Genomic DNA, 16,728 nt, shown 5'->3' with positions numbered 1-16,728 from the left:
TCAGCCTTTATTTATGATGTTAATTTCAAAAAAAAGTTTCTTTGTTTTTATTTTTTCACTTGCAAGATATAAATTTTTACCTTCTATTATAATTTTTTTACCTTCTTTTTTTATTTTAATTTCAGGCATAGATAAATTTTGGTTAACAATTTTTGCAACCAAAAAAATATTGCACAGTTTTTCTAAAATTTCTTTTTTAGGAAGTAAATTTTTAAATTTTTCAACTTCCCTTTTTTTAATTTTTTTTCTTTTATGAAACCTGATTATTTTTGAAATTAAAAGTCTGTCTTTATGGGAAAATCCATAATGCAAGGCATTAAGTAAAATATAATCCGTATGCTTATGGGCTTCATAAAAATCTATAAGCTCCCCTGCACGTGAAAGTTTAATCGCATATGTGAGATGTTTTTTGTATTTTTCATCCAGTTTAAAATCGTTTTTTAACAAATCAAATAAATTTAAAACTATTTTTGTCTCATATGAAGCTGTTTTTCTATTTATATTATAAACATCTATAATAGTTCTGACTGAAGGATTGAAATTTTTGGGAAACATTAAATTATCGTTTCTTAATAAATCACTTAAAAAAACCCCTTCTCTAACGCCCACACCGCTTGTTACAATTTCTTTGGCTTTTAAATATTTAATAACTTCCACAAATGTTAAAATCCCGGGTCTAATAACGTCAAGTCTTTCGGGTTTGATTCCCACTTTTAATAATTCTTCATCATTTTTATAAATAAGATTTTCCAAAAATTCAAGCTCTTTATTTGAATATGTAAATCCGTGCAAAATGTCAAGGGGATATTCATTTTTTTTCATTATAACCTGTGCCAAAGCCCTGGCGGTCCCACCTATACCGAATACAGTATTATCTTTAAAATTTTTATCTAATTTAATTAATTCTGACTTTATATATTTTTTTGCACCTGCAATATTTTTTTTGTCAAAAAAAAGCTCTTTTAATCTCACTGTCCCTAACTGAAGGGTAGCGGTTTTTTCCACTTTTCTATTTCTGATAAGTGAAAGTTCACAGCTTCCACCTCCTATATCCACACTGACCCCGTTTTCTTTATAAAGGAGATTGGCAACGGCAACTCCTCCGAAAAAAGCCTCTTTTTCTCCATCAATAACTTTAAGATTTATACCAATTTTTCTTACCTCTTTTAAAAATTCGGCTTTATTCGGGGCATCTCTAACCGCAGACGTTGCAACTGCTAAAATTTTACGGACTTTTAAGGATTTTGCTATTAAAAGAAATTCTTTTAGGGCATACAAAGCTCTTTTAATAGCAAAATCCTGTAAATTACCTCCGTTTTCATAAGCACCTTCACTGATTCTGACACGGCTTTTTTCTTCCCTTAAAAGATAAAAGCCAAAACGGCTCGTTTTTTTAAAAACGGCCATTCTGGCGGAATTAGAACCTATATCAATAACAGCGGTAATTTTTGCCATTACTCTTCTTCACCCTTATGGATAAGTTCCGCTTTCAATTTTAGTTCTTTCGCACTTTCAACATTATCAGGATCCGGCACAATCGCATCTACAGGGCAAACCTGTACACACTGGGGTTCTCCCCCATATTCTATACATTCTGTACAAAGGTCCGGGTCTATTTCATAAATAGGCTCACCAGCCTCTATTGCACCGTTTGGACATTCATCAACGCATGCATCACAAGCAATGCATTCTTCTGTTATTTTTAATGACATATCACTCCTTTGGATAACAAAATTTATAGCCTCTTCGGCGAATGGTCTTTATTGTATCAATTTTAAAAACTTTGTCAACCTTTTGACGTATTTGATTTATAGCAACTTCAATTACATTCGGGGTTACAAGTTCCGGTTCTTCCCAAATTGCATCAAGAAGCTGTTCTTTTGAAATTACCTGATTGGGATACCTTGCCAAATGCATAAAAACCTCAAAAGATTTTCCTTTGAGATATGTCTCTTTATCTTTATAAATTATTTTTTCTTCATCTTTTAAAATAACCAAATCTTTTATTTTTATCTGAGATTCCCTGCCAGCTCTAAGGGCTACATTTACCCTCGCTATTAACAAATCAAAGTTTATTGGTTTTCTTATATAATCATCAGCCCCCATTTTTAAACATTTAATTTCAGTTTCAATCGACATATCGTTTGAGATTAAAATAATTTTTATTAAAGGATAGGTGTCTTTGGCAAAATTAATAAATTTAAAAACTTCGCTAAGTCCAAAATCCGTATCTATTATTACAAGATTATAATGCCTGACATCTAAAAAATATTTAGCATCCTTGACAGTATAGGCAGAATCACTTTTATATCCGGATTCATTGAGGGCTTTTACTATTAAATGGTTTAATGTTTCATCTTTTTCGACAACTAAAATTCTCATAAATCTCCTTTAACAAAAAAGCTATAAAAATTATAGCAAAAATTAATATTTTCTTAAAATTTCCACTCCCACTAAAGCATTCTTTAAAATTTCAGGCTTTTTTATCTGAAGATAAAGTGTTTTCATATTGGAATATTTCTCCAATAATTTTTTTTCTATAAATTCAACCGCCTCTTCAATTAATTTAAACTTATTTTCAATAATTGAATTTTGAATCAAATCACAGACTTCAGCATAATTTATAAAGTTTTCCTTACCTTCATAATCTATTTTACAGTTAACCACAACCAACTGTTCATTAACCCTCTCTTCCTCCAAAATTCCTATAATAGCTTTAAAAGTCAGTTCTTCTATTACAATCCTAAATTCTCCATTTTCCATTATCTTTTCACTTTTCATTTTTAATTTTTCACTTTTTAAACCACTCTCTTTTCTTGTCCTGTAAGAATTCTGTAAATATTTTCTTTGTGTTTATAAATCACCACAAAAGCAATTATCCACAACGGAGCATGTGAACGAATTGACAAATCAGGATATAAAATATAACTACTTGCCATTCCCACAAGTATCCCTGTAAGTGAACTGAGTGACGAAATTCTGATAGTCTTAGCCATAATAAACCATACAACCAAACCAACGAGCACTGCTTTTGGAATTAAAACAAGCAAAACCCCGGCAGTTGTAGCAACTCCTTTTCCTCCCTCAAATTTTAAATAAGGAGAAAAACAGTGACCTATAACCGCAATTACAGCAATAGCCCAAAGCGTTGCATCACAAACCCCAAAAAATTTTGCCAAAAGCACTACAAACGCCCCTTTAAAGGCATCTAAAAAAAGTGTAACTGCCGCAAGTTTTTTGGCGCGAGCCGGGTCTATTTCCTTTAAAACCCTCAAAACATTTGTAGCACCGATATTGCCGCTTCCGTGTTCTTTAATATTAATTCCGGCAAAATATTTTGCTATTAGATATCCAAACGGAATTCCCCCAATCAAATATGCTGCAAGATACCATAATAAATTATGCATTTTTATCCTTTTAGTAAACCTAATTTAAACACTGACTAAATAAAACGAAACAATTGCAAATTTTAGCTAAATAAAAGCATTAAAAAAAGCATTTTGTTTGAACGGAGTGAGTTAATGCTTTTTAGCTTTTATTTAGCGTTTAAAAATTTACACTTTTGTTGAGTGTATTTAGTTAGTGTCTTATTTTACATTTTTATGCAATTATACTAATTTTTGATAAAATAATACAAAAAGGGATTTAATGGTTGAAGAAATCAAAAAATTGAAAGAAAAACTGAATATTACAATCGCCGCCCATTATTATGAAAAAAAAGAAGTTTTTGAACTGGCTGACTTAACCGGTGACAGTCTTGCCCTTGCCAAAAAAACAGCAAATATAAATAATCCCCTAATTTTCTGCGGTGTAAAATTTATGGGAGAGAGTGCAAAAATATTAAATCCAAACATTGATGTTTATATGCCAAAACTTGCCGATTGTTCAATGGCAAGAATGGCCAAAGAAAATTTAGTAGAAAATAACATACAATTATTAAAAGAAAACAATATTGATTTTATTCCGATTACATATATAAATTCTACCGCTAAAACAAAGGCTATTGTGGCAAAAGAAGGCGGACTTACCTGTACAAGCTCAAATTCGAAAAAAATTATAGAATGGGCACTTTCTCAAAACAAAAAAGTATTTTTCCTGCCAGATAAAAATCTGGGTACCAACACGGCTATAAAACTCGGTGTGAAATCAAAAATAATAGGTGAAGTTGGATGGCAGGAAGCTGATATCATCTGTTTTGACGGGCACTGCTCCGTACATCAGCTTTTTATGCCGGAACACATTGATTTTTACAGAGAAAGATATCCCGATATTAAAATAGCCGTTCATCCGGAATGTTCTCCTGAAGTTGTGGCAAAAGCAGACTTTGCGGGAAGCACTTCGCAGATTTTAGAATACGTAAAATCCCATAAAAATGAAAAAATTGCAATCGGAACCGAAATAAATTTTGTAAACTGGATTAAAGAAAACATAAATCCTAACATATATATCTTAAGTTCAACCAAACCAGAATGTCCTAGTATGAATGAAACAACCTTGAAAGACTTATATAATCTTTTAAAATCAATAGATGAGGGAAAAGGATATAATAAAATAGAAGTTGAAAAAGATATTGCAAAAAACGCAAAAAAAGCACTTGAGAGAATGATGGAGCTCTCATGAATTTAATGAAGCATCAAATAGTTGATTTCTTAAAAGAAGCCTTAAATGAAGATATAGGCAGAGGGGATTTGGCAAGAAGTTTAATAAAAGGGGAAACAACAGCTTTTGTAAAATCAAAAAGTGAGGGTATAGTTGCAGGGCTTGAATATATTAAATATTTCAGCGAAATTGCTGATGTGAAATTTGATTTTTTTTATAAAGACGGAAGCGAATATAAAAACGGGGATATTATTTTTGAAGTTTACGGTAATGCCAAAGACATCCTTTCAATTGAAAGAACAATGCTGAATATTTTGCAACATGCAAGTGGAATTGCAAGCAATGCATATAAATTTTCTAAAATTGCAGATAATAAAATAAAAATTCTTGATACACGAAAAACAAGACCAAAATTAAGGATTTTTGAAAAATATGCGGCATTTTGCGGAGGAATTACAAACCACAGGCTCGGCCTTGATGACTGTTTGATGCTAAAAGATACCCATTTAGCGCTTTTTACATCAATAAAAGAAGCTATTAATAAAGCAAGAAAACTTATTCCTTTTACCACAAAAATAGAAGTTGAGTGCGAAAATTTTGAAATGGCAAAAGAGGCTATGGAAGCCGGGGCTGATATAGTAATGTGCGATAACATGGAATTTGATGAAATAAAAAAAGTTGCTGAATTTAGAAATGACAATTTTCCAAAAGTTTTATTGGAGGCCAGTGGAAACGTGACTTTGGAAAATATAAAAAAATACATTGATACAGGTGTAGATGCAATCAGCAGCGGGGCTATCATTCATCACGCAGTATTTAAAGATTTTTCAATGAAAATACAATAAGGAGATAATATTTTAATAAAAGATAAAAATTTTGAGTTTGGCCATTTTCTTGGCGTAAAAGAAGTAAATGAATTTAAAAAATATATAAAAGAAAAATTTAACTACGAACTTAAACCCTGGGATTTTGTAATTACAAAAGATGAAGTAAGAGACCTTGCATACTGCTATAATCCACACAAAGGAATTGAAAGAATAGACAATATTCCAGAAACCAGCAAAATCAGGGTAAAAGGAGCATCAATTATAGAGCCAAAAGACATTTATCAAAAATGTGCTGTATATGCTATGAAAGAAAGTGAAGCCGCATTAATTACAGGAAGGTTTGGAAGCGGAAAAACACTCATTGCAACTGCAATGGCACTAAGCCAAACCAAAAGAAAAATTTTTATAACACGTCCCCCTATCGGAATCAGTTCAGCTTATGATATAGGATTTTTACCCGGAAGCAAAGATGAAAAAATGCTGGAATGGGCGGGCGGTTTTTTAAGTGCCCTGAATTATATGTACAAAGATTCCAAGGGTATGAATTACGAAAATATAAAAAACCAGCTCTTTTTTGAAAAATTTGAAATAATCCCTCTTAATATGATTCAGGGTGTTTCCATACTTGAAGGAGAAATTTTAATAGTAGATGAAGTTCAGCTTATTACAAGAGAATATATGAGTATGATTTTAAGCAGAATGAGTGAAGGGAGCAAACTCTTTTTACTTGGTGATTTATATCAGACATATTCTACTATTTCAAAAAAAGACAGCGGACTTTACAGACTTCAACAACTTTTGCCACATGAGGCAATAGCCCATGTGGAACTTAAAAACATATACAGAAACAAACTTACAGACCTTGCGATGAAACTGACTGAATAATGGATAATTGAAAATGGATAATTAAAATTTTATTATTTTCCATTCTCCATTATACATTTTCCATTTATTTATATCTGTAAGTAATTCTTCCCTTATCAAGACTGTACGGATTAATTTCCACTTTTACCTTATCACCCGGTACTATTTTAATATAATTCATTCTAATTTTGCCACTTATATGACATAACACTTCTTTTTTAAGACCTTCAAGTTCTACTTTAAACATTGCATTGGGAAGTGCCTCTTTTACTATTCCATCTACTTCTAAAACGTCTTTTGCCATTAATTCTCCTCCGTTAAAATTATTGCTCTATTTTCAACTACTGCAATCTGATGTTCATAATGAACCCCCACATCCAAATCTTCACAATATACAGACCATCCGTCCTCACCTAAAACTGGTTCACCGTTTTTATGGCACAGCATTGGTTCAAGACAGAAAACATGTCCGTTTTTTACTTTCTCACCCTGATTCGGTTTACCTTCTACATAATTAAGGATTTGAGGTTCTTCATGAGGTTTTCTTCCAATTCCATGTCCGCTGTATCCCCTTAAAGGTACATATCCGTGAGATGTAATATAATCTTCAATAAGCTTACTAATCTGTTTATATCTCATACCCGGTTTTATATTTTCAATTGCGTGATATAATGCGCCTTTTGCAACATCTATCATTTTCTGGTGTTCTTCTTTAATATTTCCGATTCCGACAGTAATTGCGGCATCCCCATACCATCCGTTAAGTTCAGCTCCAACGTCAAATCCGACCACATCACCTTCTTTTAAAGGTTCATTATCGGGAATTCCGTGTATTACAACACCGTTTTTTGAAATACAAACGGCATTTGGAAAATCATATAAACCTTTAAAAGCAGGTCTTGCATTCTGACTTCTGATAAAGTCCTCGGCCATTTTATCAAGTTCAAGTGGTGTAACACCGGGTTTTGCATTTTCCCTAAGAAGTTTAAGAGTCTTACCAACAATTTTACCGGCTTTTTTAATTTCTTCTATTTCACTAGGTTTTCTAATAGCTATAGCCAATTTTTTTCTCCTATTTTCAAACTTTTCATTTTTAATTCTCAATTGTCCATTTTTTATTATAAATTAAAAAAGGGGGCTTAAAGCCCTGTAACTGAGAGAGTGTCATATTTTTGCATAGTAAGTTGTGCCTGAATTTTTCTCATTGTATCAATTGCTACTTGCACAACGATCAATACAGCGGTTCCACCAAAATAAAAATTAATACCCATAAGTTTTACTAAAAGCCATGGAAGTATTGTAATTATTCCCAAATACATAGATCCCCAGAAAGTCAATCTGCTTGCAACTTCGTTTAAAAATTTAGCCGTACTCTCACCCGGTCTGATTCCAGGAATAAAACCACCTTGTTTTTTAAGATTTTCTGCAATATCTTTTGCATTAAATACAATTGATGCATAAAAATATGCAAAAAATATAACAAGTAAAAATTCTATAATATGAAATAAATAACCATTTGGATTTAAAGCGTCCCTGATAGAAATTAATATCGGATTACTAACCCCGCTAAGTACAGTTAAAGGGAACATTAAAATTGCACTTGCAAAAATGGGAGGTATTACCCCACTCAAATTCACTTTAATCGGAATATAATTCATAATTCTTTTAAATCTGTTTTGCATTAAAACTTTTTTCTGATAAGAAACTGGAATCCTTCTTTCGGCTAGCTCCACATAAATAATAAATGAAACAGTTGCAACCACAATAATTAAAACAAAAATAAGTCCTATTACGCTTAGCTCACCCACATCTACCAAATTAAGTGTTCCTACAATCGCCGCCGGAATTCTACTTACAATACCTGCAAAAATGATTAAACTGATACCGTTTCCAATACCTTTTTCGGTAATCTGTTCACCAATCCAGACCAAAAACATAGTACCGCCGAGCATTGAAAATGCAGTTAAAAATATAAATGTAGTATTGTCAATCATTACCGCACTTTCACCGCCACGACCTGTTAAATGAGAAAGCCCGATTGCAATTCCGATTGCCTGAATAAAAGCAATAGCAACAGTTGAATATTTAATTATCTGCATATATTTTTGAAATCCACTGCTGTCTTTTTTAAGTTCACCAAGCCCCGGAAATGTCGCAGCAAGAAGTTCCATAATAATTGAAGCTGTAATGTAAGGCATAACACCAAGAGCAATAATACTCATTCTGCTAACAGCATTACCGCTGAACATATTTAATAGACCCAAAGCATCATGCTGGTGCCCTGCAAAAAAATCTTTGATTACATCTATATTAACCCCCGGAACAGGAACATAGGCAAGAATTCTGTAAACAAGAAGAAAGCCAAGGGTTATAAGAATTTTTTTAGCTATCGGATTCATACCCTTACTTTCCAGAAGTAGTAATATTACTATCTTTTATTTTATCTTTTAATTCTTTTGCTTTAGTACCAATAAGTTTTACTTTTTCAGCTCTTAATTTTACAACTTTAGCTAAATTTTCCATTGTAATTTCATCAAGTTCTAAAATTGCGCTAAATTTATCAACATTAATAGCCTGAGGTTTTACCACTCTTGATTTAAAACCGATTTTAGGTAATCTTCTTTGAATTGGCTGTTGACCACCTTCAAAACCTCTTTTTTGTTTGTAACCAGTTCTGGATTTTTGACCTTTTTGACCTCTTGTTGATGTTTTTCCGTATCCGCTGGCAGGTCCGCGTCCCACTCTTTTTGTTTTATGAGTTGACCCGCAAGCCGGTTTTAAGTTTTCTAATGCCATCTTTACGCCTTTTTACTTTTAATCTTTTTAAGAGCTTCAACAGTCGCTCTTACAAGATTGTGTGGATTGTTTGATCCAAGTGATTTAGAAAGAATATCTTTAATTCCCACAAGTTCCAGTACCGGTCTTACCGCACCACCTGCAATTAACCCTGTACCTTCACTGGCCGGTTTTAATAAAATTTTTGATGCATTGAATTTAACTTCAACATCATGGTTAATTGTATTACCATGAATACCTTCAATTTTAACTAAATTTTTAAATGCATCATCAATAGCTTTTTTAATAGCATCAGGAACTTCTTTTGCTTTACCAGTTCCAACTCCAACTATTCCTTTTTTATTTCCAACAACTACTAAAGCGTTAAATCTGAATCTTCTACCACCTTTAACAACTTTAGTAATTCTTCCAACATTAACAACTACTTCTTCAAATTCTTCTCTGTTATAATCTTTAATAACTTCTCTTTTAGCCATTTGCCTTTTCCTTTACAGTTTTATACCATTTTCTCTTAGAGTATCTGCAAATGCTGCAACTACACCATGATATTTATATCCATTTCTATCAAAAGCAACTTTTTCAATTCCTGCTTCTTTTAATTTTTCAGCAAAAATTTTAGCAGCTTCTTTAGCACCGTTTATATTAGCCGGAAGTTTGTTTTCAATATGCCCTGTATTTAAAAATACCAAAGTTTTTCCAGCTGTATCATCAATAGCTTGAACAATAATATATTTATTTGACTTATAAATAGTAACTCTTGGCATTTCAGCAGTCCCGCTGATTCTGCCTCTTACTCTTCTTTTTCTTTTAAGTCTTCTTAAATCTCTTCTTGCTAATTCTTTACTTCTTCTCATCTCTCACCCTTATTTTTTAGCTGTTTTACCAGCTTTTCTAATGATAACTTCATCAACATATTTAACACCCTTACCTTTGTATGGTTCAGGTTTTCTGAAGCTTCTTATTTCAGCTGCTACTTGCCCTACTTGTTGTTTGTCACTACCTTTTACGGTAATAATGTTTTTTTCAACTGTAATAGTAATTCCAGCAGGAATTTCATAATTAATAGGGTGTGAAAACCCGAGTTGTAATTCTAAAACATTACCTTTAACCGCTGCTCTGTAACCAACACCGTTAATTTCAAGTTTTTTCTCAAAACCTTTTGTTAAACCTATAACAGCATTGTTAGCAAGCGCTCTAACAGTCCCCCACATAGCTTTAGCAAATTTATCATTTTCGTTAACAGGTGCAAAAGTTATAGTATCACCGTCAATATTAACTTTTACTACACCTTTTGTATCAATAACTTTTTCATCTTGGCCTTTTTTTATAATTAATTTATTCCCTTCAAGCTTAGCTTCAAGGCCAGAAGCTAACTTTACGGGCAATTTACCTATTCTACTCATTAATTTTCTCCTTACCAGATACTACAAATTACTTCTCCGCCTACTTTTTGTCTGTAGGCTTCATCGTTTGCTAATACACCTTTATTTGTAGAAACTACAATAGTTCCAAATCCGTTTTTGAAGTTTTTAATATCTTCGTAACCTTTGTAAACTCTTCTTCCAGGTTTAGAAATTCTTTTAACTTCGTTAATTACGCTCTCACCGTTTTCATCATATTTAAGTGTAACATTTATAAATTTTTTGTTTCCGTCTTCAATTACTTTATAACCTTCAATATAACCTTTTTCTTGGAAAACTTTTAATACATCTTCCATAAGGCGCGAATAGTTAAGTTTCGTAACTTCAAGTTTTCTCAGTGCAGCGTTTCTGATTCTTGTTAATCCGTCTGCAATAATATCGCTCATCATCTCGGCATCCTTTTACCAACTAGCTTTTTTAACACCAGGGAGTAATCCCTCATTTGCCATTTTTCTTAAACAAATCCTGCAAATACCAAAATCTCTGTAAACAGAGTGAACTCTACCGCAAATAGAGCATCTTGTGTATGCTCTAACTTTATATTTAGGTTTTCTTTTAGCTTTAGCTATCATACTTTTTTTAGCCATTTGCTTTTCCTTTTGTAAATGGGAATCCGATAAGTTCTAGCATTCTCTCAGCCATTTTATCATCTTCTGTTGTTGTTGAAATATTAATATTCATACCGTGAACTCTGATAATTGAATCGTAATCTACTTCAGTAAACACCAATTGTTCTGTAAGACCGAAGTTAAAATTACCTCTTCCATCAAATCCGTCTCTTTTTACACCTTTAAAGTCTCTCACTCTTGGAAGAGCAACTGAAATTAATTTTTGTAAAAAGCTCCACATTCTGTCGCCTCTAAGTGTAACTTTTACACCTACAGGCATACCTTCTCTTACTTTAAATCCTGCAACAGATTTTTTTGCAGGAGTAATTACAGCTTTTTGCCCTGTAATTATTGTAAGAGTATCAGCTACGCTTTCAAGGAATTTTTTATCTCTGCTACCTTCACCTACACCAGCACTTACAACAATTTTTTCAAGATTAGGTATAAGCATAGGATTTTTAATATCAAATTCTTCGACCAATTTTGGTCTTACTTCTTTTAAATATCTTTCTTTTACTTCAAACATCTCTTAGCCTTCTACTTTTTTTACGTTTGAAATGTGAATAGGTTTTTCAATGTATTCAAAACCACCTTTTGGGTTGGCTTCAGTTGGCTTAACAGCCTTTTTAACAATATTCACACCTTTAACAATTACTTTCGCTTCTTTTGGAAGCACTTTTAAAACTTCACCTGTTTTACCTCTGTCATCCCCGGCAATCACTTTTACAGTGTCGCCTTTTTTAATTTTGAATTTAGGAGGTAGATTTTTTCTAGCAGCCATTATAGCACCTCCGGAGCAAGTGATGTAATTTTTTGGAAACCTTCATATCTAACTTCTCTGGCAATTGGACCGAAAATTCTTGTCCCAACAGGTTCTTTTTTAGCATCAATAATAACTGCAGCGTTATCATCAAATCTGATTAAAGAACCGTTTTCTCTTTGAACTTCTTTTTTTGTTCTAACTATTACAGCTTTAACAACTTGTCCTTTTTTTACTTTTCCGTTTGGAAGGGCTTTTTTAACAGATGCAACAATAATGTCGCCAACTGTAGCATATCTTCTTTTTGACCCTCCCAAAACTTTAATACACATAATTTCTTTAGCACCGCTGTTATCAGCAACTTTTAGTCTTGTAAATGGTTGAATCATTCTTATTCTCCTCTTTCAAGAATCTCTTTTAAAACAAAAGATTTTCTTTTAGAAATTGGTCTGTGCTCAATAGCACTCACAACATCTCCAACATTTGCTTCATTTTTTTCATCATGAACTAAATATTTTTTAAATTTTTTAACAATTTTATGATATTTAGGGTGTAAAACTTTTCTTTCAACTAATACGTTAATTGTTTTATCACCAGTTTTTTTAATAACTTTTCCAATAATTATTCTTTTAGGCATTAGTTACCCCTTTTTTGTCTCATCGCTGTTTTAATTCTTGCGATATCTTTTCTGATTTTAGAAACTAAAGATGTGTCTTGTAGCTGCATAGTTTTTAGTTTCATTCTTGTCTCAAAAAGTTCCATTTTTTTATTTTTAAGAAGCTCTTGTAATTCAGCTTCACTTTTTTGAACCAAATCCGCTACATTTAATTTAGTATAGCTCATTTTCACTCTCCATTGTTACAATTTTTGTTTTAAAAGGTAATTTTGCAGCTGCAAGAGTTAATGCACGAATTGCTGTATCATTATCAACACCGGTAAGTTCAAAAATAATTCTTCCAGGTTTAATATTCATAACCCACTCTTCAACGCTACCTTTACCTTTACCCATTCTCACACCAACCGGTTTTGAAGTTAAAGGTTTATCAGGAAATACTCTAATCCAAACTTTACCAGTTCTTTTCATAGTTCTCGTTAGTGCAACCCTACCGGCTTCAATTTGTCTAGAGTTAATTCTTCCAAGTTCAATTGCTTTAAGTCCGTATGTTCCAAATGCAAGGCTGTTTCCTCTGTACGCCTTACCTCTGTTTCTACCTTTTTGTTGTTTTCTGTATTTAGTTCTTTTTGGCATTAACATTTCTGCGTCCTTTTCTTCTTCTTTGAGGTCTTTTTTCCTCAGTAGTAGAAGCTACTTCATTATTTCTTCTTTGTAAAACCTCACCTTTGAATATCCAAACTTTAACTCCGATAATTCCGTATGTTGTTAAAGCTTCGGCAAAACCGTAATCAATTTTAGCTCTTAGTGTGTGAAGCGGAACCCTTCCTTCAAGATACCATTCAGTTCTCGCCATTTCGGCACCGTTTAATCTTCCGGCTACCTGAACTTTAATTCCTTTAGCTCCGGCTTTTAAAGCATTTTGAATAGCTTTTTTCATAGCTCTTCTGAATGCCACCCTTCTTTCTATCTGAGTAGCAATGTTTTCAGCCGCAAGCTGAGCGCTTAAATGAGGTTTTCTTTCTTCTTTAATATTAAGAATTAATTCTTTGTTTCCAATTTTCTTTTGAAGTTCTTTTTTAAGATTTTCTATTTCGCTTCCACCTTTACCGATAATAATTCCAGGTTTAGCGGCAAAAATTGTAATTCTTATTTTTTTAGCTGTTCTTTCAATAATAATATCACTAATTCCAGCATAATAAAGTTTTTTCTTTAAGAATTTTCTAAGTTCATAATCACCTAATACATTTTCTGGCATAGTATTGTAGTTAATAAACCATCTACTTCTCCAGTTTCTGTTAATTCCTAGTCTTAGTCCGATTGGATTTGTCTTTTGACCCATTAGCTTTCCTTTTCAACTTCTACGTAAATGTGAGCTGTTGGTTTTTGAATTCTGCTTGCCATACCTCTCGCTCTTGGTCTGAATCTTTTAAGATAAGGACCTCTGTCAACTCTGCAAGATTTAACTACAACTTCGTTTGCATCAAATCCACCGTTTGCAACCGCACTTGCAACAACTTTTGCAATTACTCTTGCTGCTTTATTTGGCATAAATTCAAGCTTTGCAAGAGCTTCTTCAGCATTCATTCCCTGAATTTCTCTTGCAATAAGTCTTGCTTTAGTTGGTGAAAGTCTTATAAATTTTAATACTGCTTTACTCATCACCTATCCTTACTTACCTATTTTCTTTTGAACAGAACCTTTATGGCCTCTAAAAGTTCTAGTCGGTGCAAATTCACCAAGTTTGAAACCGATGTGTCTTTCAGTGATATAAACCGGTACAAAATCTCTTCCGTTATGCACATTAATTGTAAGCCCAATCATTTCAGGAACGATTGTACTTCTTCTTGACCAAGTTTTAATTGGTTTTGGGTTTTTTTCTTCTTTAGCTTTTAAAACTTTTTTCATTAAATGGTCGTCTACAAAAGGACCTTTTTTTAAACTTCTAGCCATGCGCTATCCTTATTTCTTTCTTCTTGAAATGATATATTTATCAGATGGTTTTTTCTTTCTAGTTTTGTAACCTTTAGTTGGCATTCCCCAAGGTGTAACTGGATGGTTACCTTTACTTCTACCTTCACCACCACCGTGTGGGTGATCAACCGGGTTCATAGCAATACCTCTTGTTTGAGGTCTGATACCTCTGTGTCTGTTTCTACCTGCTTTTCCGATAGTGATGTTTTGGTAATCGGCGTTACCCACAACACCGATAGTTGCCATACATTCGCCTAAAACTTTTCTCATTTCTCCACTTGGAAGTCTAAGAATTACATATTTATCTTCTCTACCCATAATTTGGCAGCTGTTTCCTGCAGCTCTAGCTATTTGACCACCTTTTCCAGGTTTAAGCTCAACATTGTGAACTACAGTACCAACAGGAATATTTTTAAGTTTCATAGCATTCCCAGGTAAAATATCAAGCCCTGCTTCCGCTGCCATTACAGTATCACCAACTTTTAGACCTTCAGGTTGAATGATATATCTTTTATCACCATCAACATAAGTTACTAAACAGATTCTGCAGTTTCTGTATGGATCGTATTCAATTGTTGTAACTTTTCCAGGCACTCCGAATTTGTTTCTTTTGAAATCAATAATTCTGTAAAGCTTTTTAGCCCCGGCTTCTCTGTGTCTTGATGTAATTCTTCCCTGATTGTTTCTTCCCGCTTTTTGCGGAAGTTTAATTAATAATTTTTTTACCGTTGGTTTAGAAGTGATATCGCTGTTATCTAGCGAACTCATAAATCTTCTTGACGGTGTATACGGTTTATATGTTTTAATTCCCATCTTTTATTCCTTTATACACTTAGGCTTTCAAGTTTTGCATCTTCAGGTAATTTCACATAGAATTTTTTGAAATCGCTTCTTTTACCCTCTATTCCTCTAAATCTTTTAACTTTACCTTTTTGTCTAAATGAATTCACTTTAAGTGGTGTAACACCAAAATATTCTTTAAAAATTTGTTTTAACTGGTTTTTAGTGATTTTTGGCGTAGTTTGAACTACAAGCACACCTTCTTCTTGTAAGTTTAGTGCTTTTTCTGTATAAACTATTGATTTAATATCTGTAATATCAGCCATCTTTAGCCCTTTATAACTTTTTCGTAAGCCGCTTTATCAAATATAATTGATTTGAAAACGCTTGCGTAATATGCATTTAATTCTTCTGGTGTAATAATGTATACGTTTGGAATGTTTCTGAATGCTAAAAATGTTTTTTCATCCATTTCATCAACTACTATTAAGTAATCTCTTTCATTTAGATTATTTAACCATTTTACAGCATCTTTTGTTTTTCCAGATTCAATTTTGATTGTATCTACAACATAAAGTTTTTCTTGGTTTGCTTTTTCATTTAAAGCATATTTTAATGCAACTCTTTTTTGTTTTTTATTAAGTTTTTGTGACCAGTCTCTTTCGTTTCTTGGCCCGTGTGCAACACCACCACCCCTAAATTGAGGTGCTCTGATACTTCCCTGTCTAGCTCTTCCTAGACCTTTTTGTCTGAATGGTTTTTTACCACCACCGCTAACTTCACCTCTTGTTTTTGTATGAGCTGTTCCTGCTCTTTGATTAGCAAGATAAGCTTTTACATATAGGTAAAGATTATGCGGATTGATATTTTGAAAATCTTCCGGTAAATTTGTTATTTTTGTAATTTCACTCATTTCACAATCCTTACTTTTCCTAAACTTCCGTTAGCTCCTGGAACGCTTCCTTTGATTACAAGAACACCCATATCTGGATCAAATTCAACCACTTCTGCGTTAACTGTAACATTTTTATTTCCGTAATGTCCTGGCATTTTTTGTCCCGGTTGAACTCTACCTGGCCATTCACAGTTACCAATTGATCCCGGTGCTCTGTGAAATCTTGAACCGTGTCCTCCCGGACCTCCGGCAAATCCGTGTCTTTTCATTACACCGGCAAAACCTCTACCTTTACTTTTGAAAGTAAGTTTTACTTTTTTAGCTTCTTTTAACGGTTCTAAACTTAAATCTCCAGGTTCTGCATTTGCAACTTTAAGTTCTACAAATCTGTTGAATTCTTTGCTTAGACCGTATTTTTTTTGCATACCTTCAATTGGCTTATTGATTTTTTTACCATTAGCATACGCAACTAATGCTTTATCTTCTTTTATTTCACAAACCTTAGCTGGAACAATTTTTAATAATGTAACTGGAATGCTTGGGATTCCAACTGTCCTACTCATTCCTATTTTTTCAACTATAAATTCCATT

30 protein-coding genes are annotated in these 16,728 nt (G+C 32.9%); 3 read left to right on the top strand and 27 right to left on the bottom strand.

Annotated elements, in window-relative coordinates:
* From LNAT_RS01065 to plsY, 5 genes are read right to left on the bottom strand one after another with little or no spacing between them, the layout of a single operon-like run.
* A complete protein-coding gene (locus LNAT_RS01065) occupies positions 1 to 1,455 on the bottom strand; it encodes a Ppx/GppA phosphatase family protein (protein ID WP_096258080.1) in 1,455 nt (484 codons plus the stop codon).
* On the bottom strand, positions 1,455 to 1,712 hold the full coding sequence (locus tag LNAT_RS01060) for a YfhL family 4Fe-4S dicluster ferredoxin (RefSeq protein ID WP_096258079.1): 258 nt from the start codon (positions 1,710 to 1,712) through the stop codon (positions 1,455 to 1,457). Before LNAT_RS01060 ends, LNAT_RS01065 begins: the two co-directional genes overlap by 1 nt.
* Before the next feature lies 1 nt (position 1,713).
* Positions 1,714 to 2,382, bottom strand: a complete 669-nt coding sequence (hsrA, locus tag LNAT_RS01055) for a homeostatic response regulator transcription factor HsrA (RefSeq protein ID WP_096258078.1) — start codon at positions 2,380 to 2,382, stop codon at positions 1,714 to 1,716.
* 42 nt (positions 2,383 to 2,424) lie between these two features.
* Complete coding sequence (locus LNAT_RS01050) at positions 2,425 to 2,781, bottom strand: dihydroneopterin aldolase (protein ID WP_238593954.1); 357 nt, start codon at positions 2,779 to 2,781, stop codon at positions 2,425 to 2,427.
* Positions 2,782 to 2,798: 17 nt separating this feature from the next.
* Positions 2,799 to 3,407, bottom strand: coding sequence for a glycerol-3-phosphate 1-O-acyltransferase PlsY (plsY, locus tag LNAT_RS01045; protein ID WP_096258077.1), 609 nt, complete (start codon positions 3,405 to 3,407; stop codon positions 2,799 to 2,801).
* 241 nt (positions 3,408 to 3,648) lie between these two features.
* Here plsY and nadA point away from each other — a divergent pair, with 241 nt between their 5' ends.
* Genes nadA through LNAT_RS01030 form a run of 3 tightly spaced genes read left to right on the top strand, consistent with a single transcriptional unit; the run spans position 3,649 to position 6,311 of the window.
* Positions 3,649 to 4,620, top strand: coding sequence for a quinolinate synthase NadA (nadA, locus tag LNAT_RS01040; protein WP_096258076.1), 972 nt, complete (start codon positions 3,649 to 3,651; stop codon positions 4,618 to 4,620).
* Entirely contained in the window at positions 4,617 to 5,444 is an 828-nt protein-coding gene (gene nadC, locus LNAT_RS01035; RefSeq protein WP_096258075.1) for a carboxylating nicotinate-nucleotide diphosphorylase, read from the top strand. The genes nadA and nadC overlap by 4 nt, the downstream gene beginning before the upstream one ends.
* Before the next feature lie 9 nt (positions 5,445 to 5,453).
* The gene (locus tag LNAT_RS01030) at positions 5,454 to 6,311 is read left to right on the top strand and encodes a PhoH family protein (protein ID WP_338014258.1); all 858 of its coding nucleotides are present in this window, start codon (positions 5,454 to 5,456) and stop codon (positions 6,309 to 6,311) included.
* Positions 6,312 to 6,375: 64 nt separating this feature from the next.
* Here the strand turns inward: LNAT_RS01030 and infA are convergent, their stop codons facing one another.
* The 22 genes from infA to rplC form a co-directional block, all read right to left on the bottom strand.
* The gene (infA, locus tag LNAT_RS01025; protein WP_096258073.1) at positions 6,376 to 6,594 is read right to left on the bottom strand and encodes a translation initiation factor IF-1; all 219 of its coding nucleotides are present in this window, start codon (positions 6,592 to 6,594) and stop codon (positions 6,376 to 6,378) included.
* Positions 6,594 to 7,352, bottom strand: coding sequence for a type I methionyl aminopeptidase (gene map / locus LNAT_RS01020; protein WP_096258747.1), 759 nt, complete (start codon positions 7,350 to 7,352; stop codon positions 6,594 to 6,596). Before map ends, infA begins: the two co-directional genes overlap by 1 nt.
* Before the next feature lie 77 nt (positions 7,353 to 7,429).
* Positions 7,430 to 8,689: a preprotein translocase subunit SecY gene (gene secY / locus LNAT_RS01015; RefSeq protein ID WP_096258072.1), complete on the bottom strand. Its 1,260-nt coding sequence runs from the start codon at positions 8,687 to 8,689 to the stop codon at positions 7,430 to 7,432.
* A gap of 4 nt (positions 8,690 to 8,693) precedes the next feature.
* Entirely contained in the window at positions 8,694 to 9,086 is a 393-nt protein-coding gene (gene rplO, locus LNAT_RS01010) for a 50S ribosomal protein L15 (protein WP_096258071.1), read from the bottom strand.
* 2 nt (positions 9,087 to 9,088) lie between these two features.
* Positions 9,089 to 9,562: a 30S ribosomal protein S5 gene (gene rpsE / locus LNAT_RS01005; protein WP_096258070.1), complete on the bottom strand. Its 474-nt coding sequence runs from the start codon at positions 9,560 to 9,562 to the stop codon at positions 9,089 to 9,091.
* 12 nt (positions 9,563 to 9,574) lie between these two features.
* Positions 9,575 to 9,940 (bottom strand): 50S ribosomal protein L18, encoded by a 366-nt coding sequence (rplR, locus tag LNAT_RS01000; RefSeq protein WP_096258069.1) that lies wholly within the window; start codon positions 9,938 to 9,940, stop codon positions 9,575 to 9,577.
* Positions 9,941 to 9,949: 9 nt separating this feature from the next.
* Positions 9,950 to 10,489, bottom strand: a complete 540-nt coding sequence (gene rplF / locus LNAT_RS00995; protein WP_096258068.1) for a 50S ribosomal protein L6 — start codon at positions 10,487 to 10,489, stop codon at positions 9,950 to 9,952.
* Positions 10,490 to 10,500: 11 nt separating this feature from the next.
* On the bottom strand, positions 10,501 to 10,896 hold the full coding sequence (rpsH, locus tag LNAT_RS00990) for a 30S ribosomal protein S8 (protein WP_096258067.1): 396 nt from the start codon (positions 10,894 to 10,896) through the stop codon (positions 10,501 to 10,503).
* Positions 10,897 to 10,908: 12 nt separating this feature from the next.
* Positions 10,909 to 11,094 (bottom strand): type Z 30S ribosomal protein S14, encoded by a 186-nt coding sequence (locus LNAT_RS00985; protein ID WP_096258066.1) that lies wholly within the window; start codon positions 11,092 to 11,094, stop codon positions 10,909 to 10,911.
* A complete protein-coding gene (rplE, locus tag LNAT_RS00980) occupies positions 11,087 to 11,641 on the bottom strand; it encodes a 50S ribosomal protein L5 (protein ID WP_096258065.1) in 555 nt (184 codons plus the stop codon). The genes LNAT_RS00985 and rplE overlap by 8 nt, the downstream gene beginning before the upstream one ends.
* Before the next feature lie 3 nt (positions 11,642 to 11,644).
* Positions 11,645 to 11,896, bottom strand: a complete 252-nt coding sequence (rplX, locus tag LNAT_RS00975; protein ID WP_096258064.1) for a 50S ribosomal protein L24 — start codon at positions 11,894 to 11,896, stop codon at positions 11,645 to 11,647.
* Positions 11,896 to 12,264, bottom strand: a complete 369-nt coding sequence (rplN, locus tag LNAT_RS00970) for a 50S ribosomal protein L14 (RefSeq protein ID WP_096258063.1) — start codon at positions 12,262 to 12,264, stop codon at positions 11,896 to 11,898. The genes rplX and rplN overlap by 1 nt, the downstream gene beginning before the upstream one ends.
* A 2-nt stretch (positions 12,265 to 12,266) precedes the next feature.
* Complete coding sequence (gene rpsQ, locus LNAT_RS00965; protein WP_096258062.1) at positions 12,267 to 12,512, bottom strand: 30S ribosomal protein S17; 246 nt, start codon at positions 12,510 to 12,512, stop codon at positions 12,267 to 12,269.
* On the bottom strand, positions 12,512 to 12,718 hold the full coding sequence (gene rpmC, locus LNAT_RS00960; RefSeq protein ID WP_096258061.1) for a 50S ribosomal protein L29: 207 nt from the start codon (positions 12,716 to 12,718) through the stop codon (positions 12,512 to 12,514). The genes rpsQ and rpmC overlap by 1 nt, the downstream gene beginning before the upstream one ends.
* A complete protein-coding gene (gene rplP, locus LNAT_RS00955) occupies positions 12,705 to 13,130 on the bottom strand; it encodes a 50S ribosomal protein L16 (RefSeq protein WP_096258060.1) in 426 nt (141 codons plus the stop codon). Before rplP ends, rpmC begins: the two co-directional genes overlap by 14 nt.
* Positions 13,108 to 13,830, bottom strand: a complete 723-nt coding sequence (rpsC, locus tag LNAT_RS00950; protein ID WP_096258059.1) for a 30S ribosomal protein S3 — start codon at positions 13,828 to 13,830, stop codon at positions 13,108 to 13,110. Before rpsC ends, rplP begins: the two co-directional genes overlap by 23 nt.
* Positions 13,830 to 14,150: a 50S ribosomal protein L22 gene (rplV, locus tag LNAT_RS00945; RefSeq protein WP_096258058.1), complete on the bottom strand. Its 321-nt coding sequence runs from the start codon at positions 14,148 to 14,150 to the stop codon at positions 13,830 to 13,832. Before rplV ends, rpsC begins: the two co-directional genes overlap by 1 nt.
* 9 nt (positions 14,151 to 14,159) lie before the next feature.
* Positions 14,160 to 14,441 (bottom strand): 30S ribosomal protein S19, encoded by a 282-nt coding sequence (gene rpsS / locus LNAT_RS00940; protein ID WP_096258057.1) that lies wholly within the window; start codon positions 14,439 to 14,441, stop codon positions 14,160 to 14,162.
* Between the two features lie 9 nt (positions 14,442 to 14,450).
* Positions 14,451 to 15,275 carry a 50S ribosomal protein L2 gene (gene rplB / locus LNAT_RS00935; protein ID WP_096258056.1) on the bottom strand — a complete coding sequence of 275 codons (825 nt, stop codon included), beginning with the start codon at positions 15,273 to 15,275 and terminating at the stop codon, positions 14,451 to 14,453.
* An 11-nt stretch (positions 15,276 to 15,286) separates the two neighbouring features.
* Positions 15,287 to 15,568 carry a 50S ribosomal protein L23 gene (locus LNAT_RS00930; RefSeq protein ID WP_096258055.1) on the bottom strand — a complete coding sequence of 94 codons (282 nt, stop codon included), beginning with the start codon at positions 15,566 to 15,568 and terminating at the stop codon, positions 15,287 to 15,289.
* A gap of 2 nt (positions 15,569 to 15,570) precedes the next feature.
* Complete coding sequence (gene rplD / locus LNAT_RS00925) at positions 15,571 to 16,155, bottom strand: 50S ribosomal protein L4 (RefSeq protein ID WP_096258054.1); 585 nt, start codon at positions 16,153 to 16,155, stop codon at positions 15,571 to 15,573.
* A complete protein-coding gene (gene rplC, locus LNAT_RS00920) occupies positions 16,152 to 16,727 on the bottom strand; it encodes a 50S ribosomal protein L3 (RefSeq protein WP_096258053.1) in 576 nt (191 codons plus the stop codon). Before rplC ends, rplD begins: the two co-directional genes overlap by 4 nt.
* Position 16,728 lies beyond the last annotated feature (1 nt).

Origin of the sequence: Lebetimonas natsushimae (assembly GCF_002335445.1) — a bacterium.
Taxonomy (GTDB): Bacteria; Campylobacterota; Campylobacteria; order Campylobacterales; family Nautiliaceae; genus Lebetimonas; species Lebetimonas natsushimae.
Note: the sequence above shows the minus strand (reverse complement) of the source record. Positions and strands in the feature narration are given on the sequence as shown.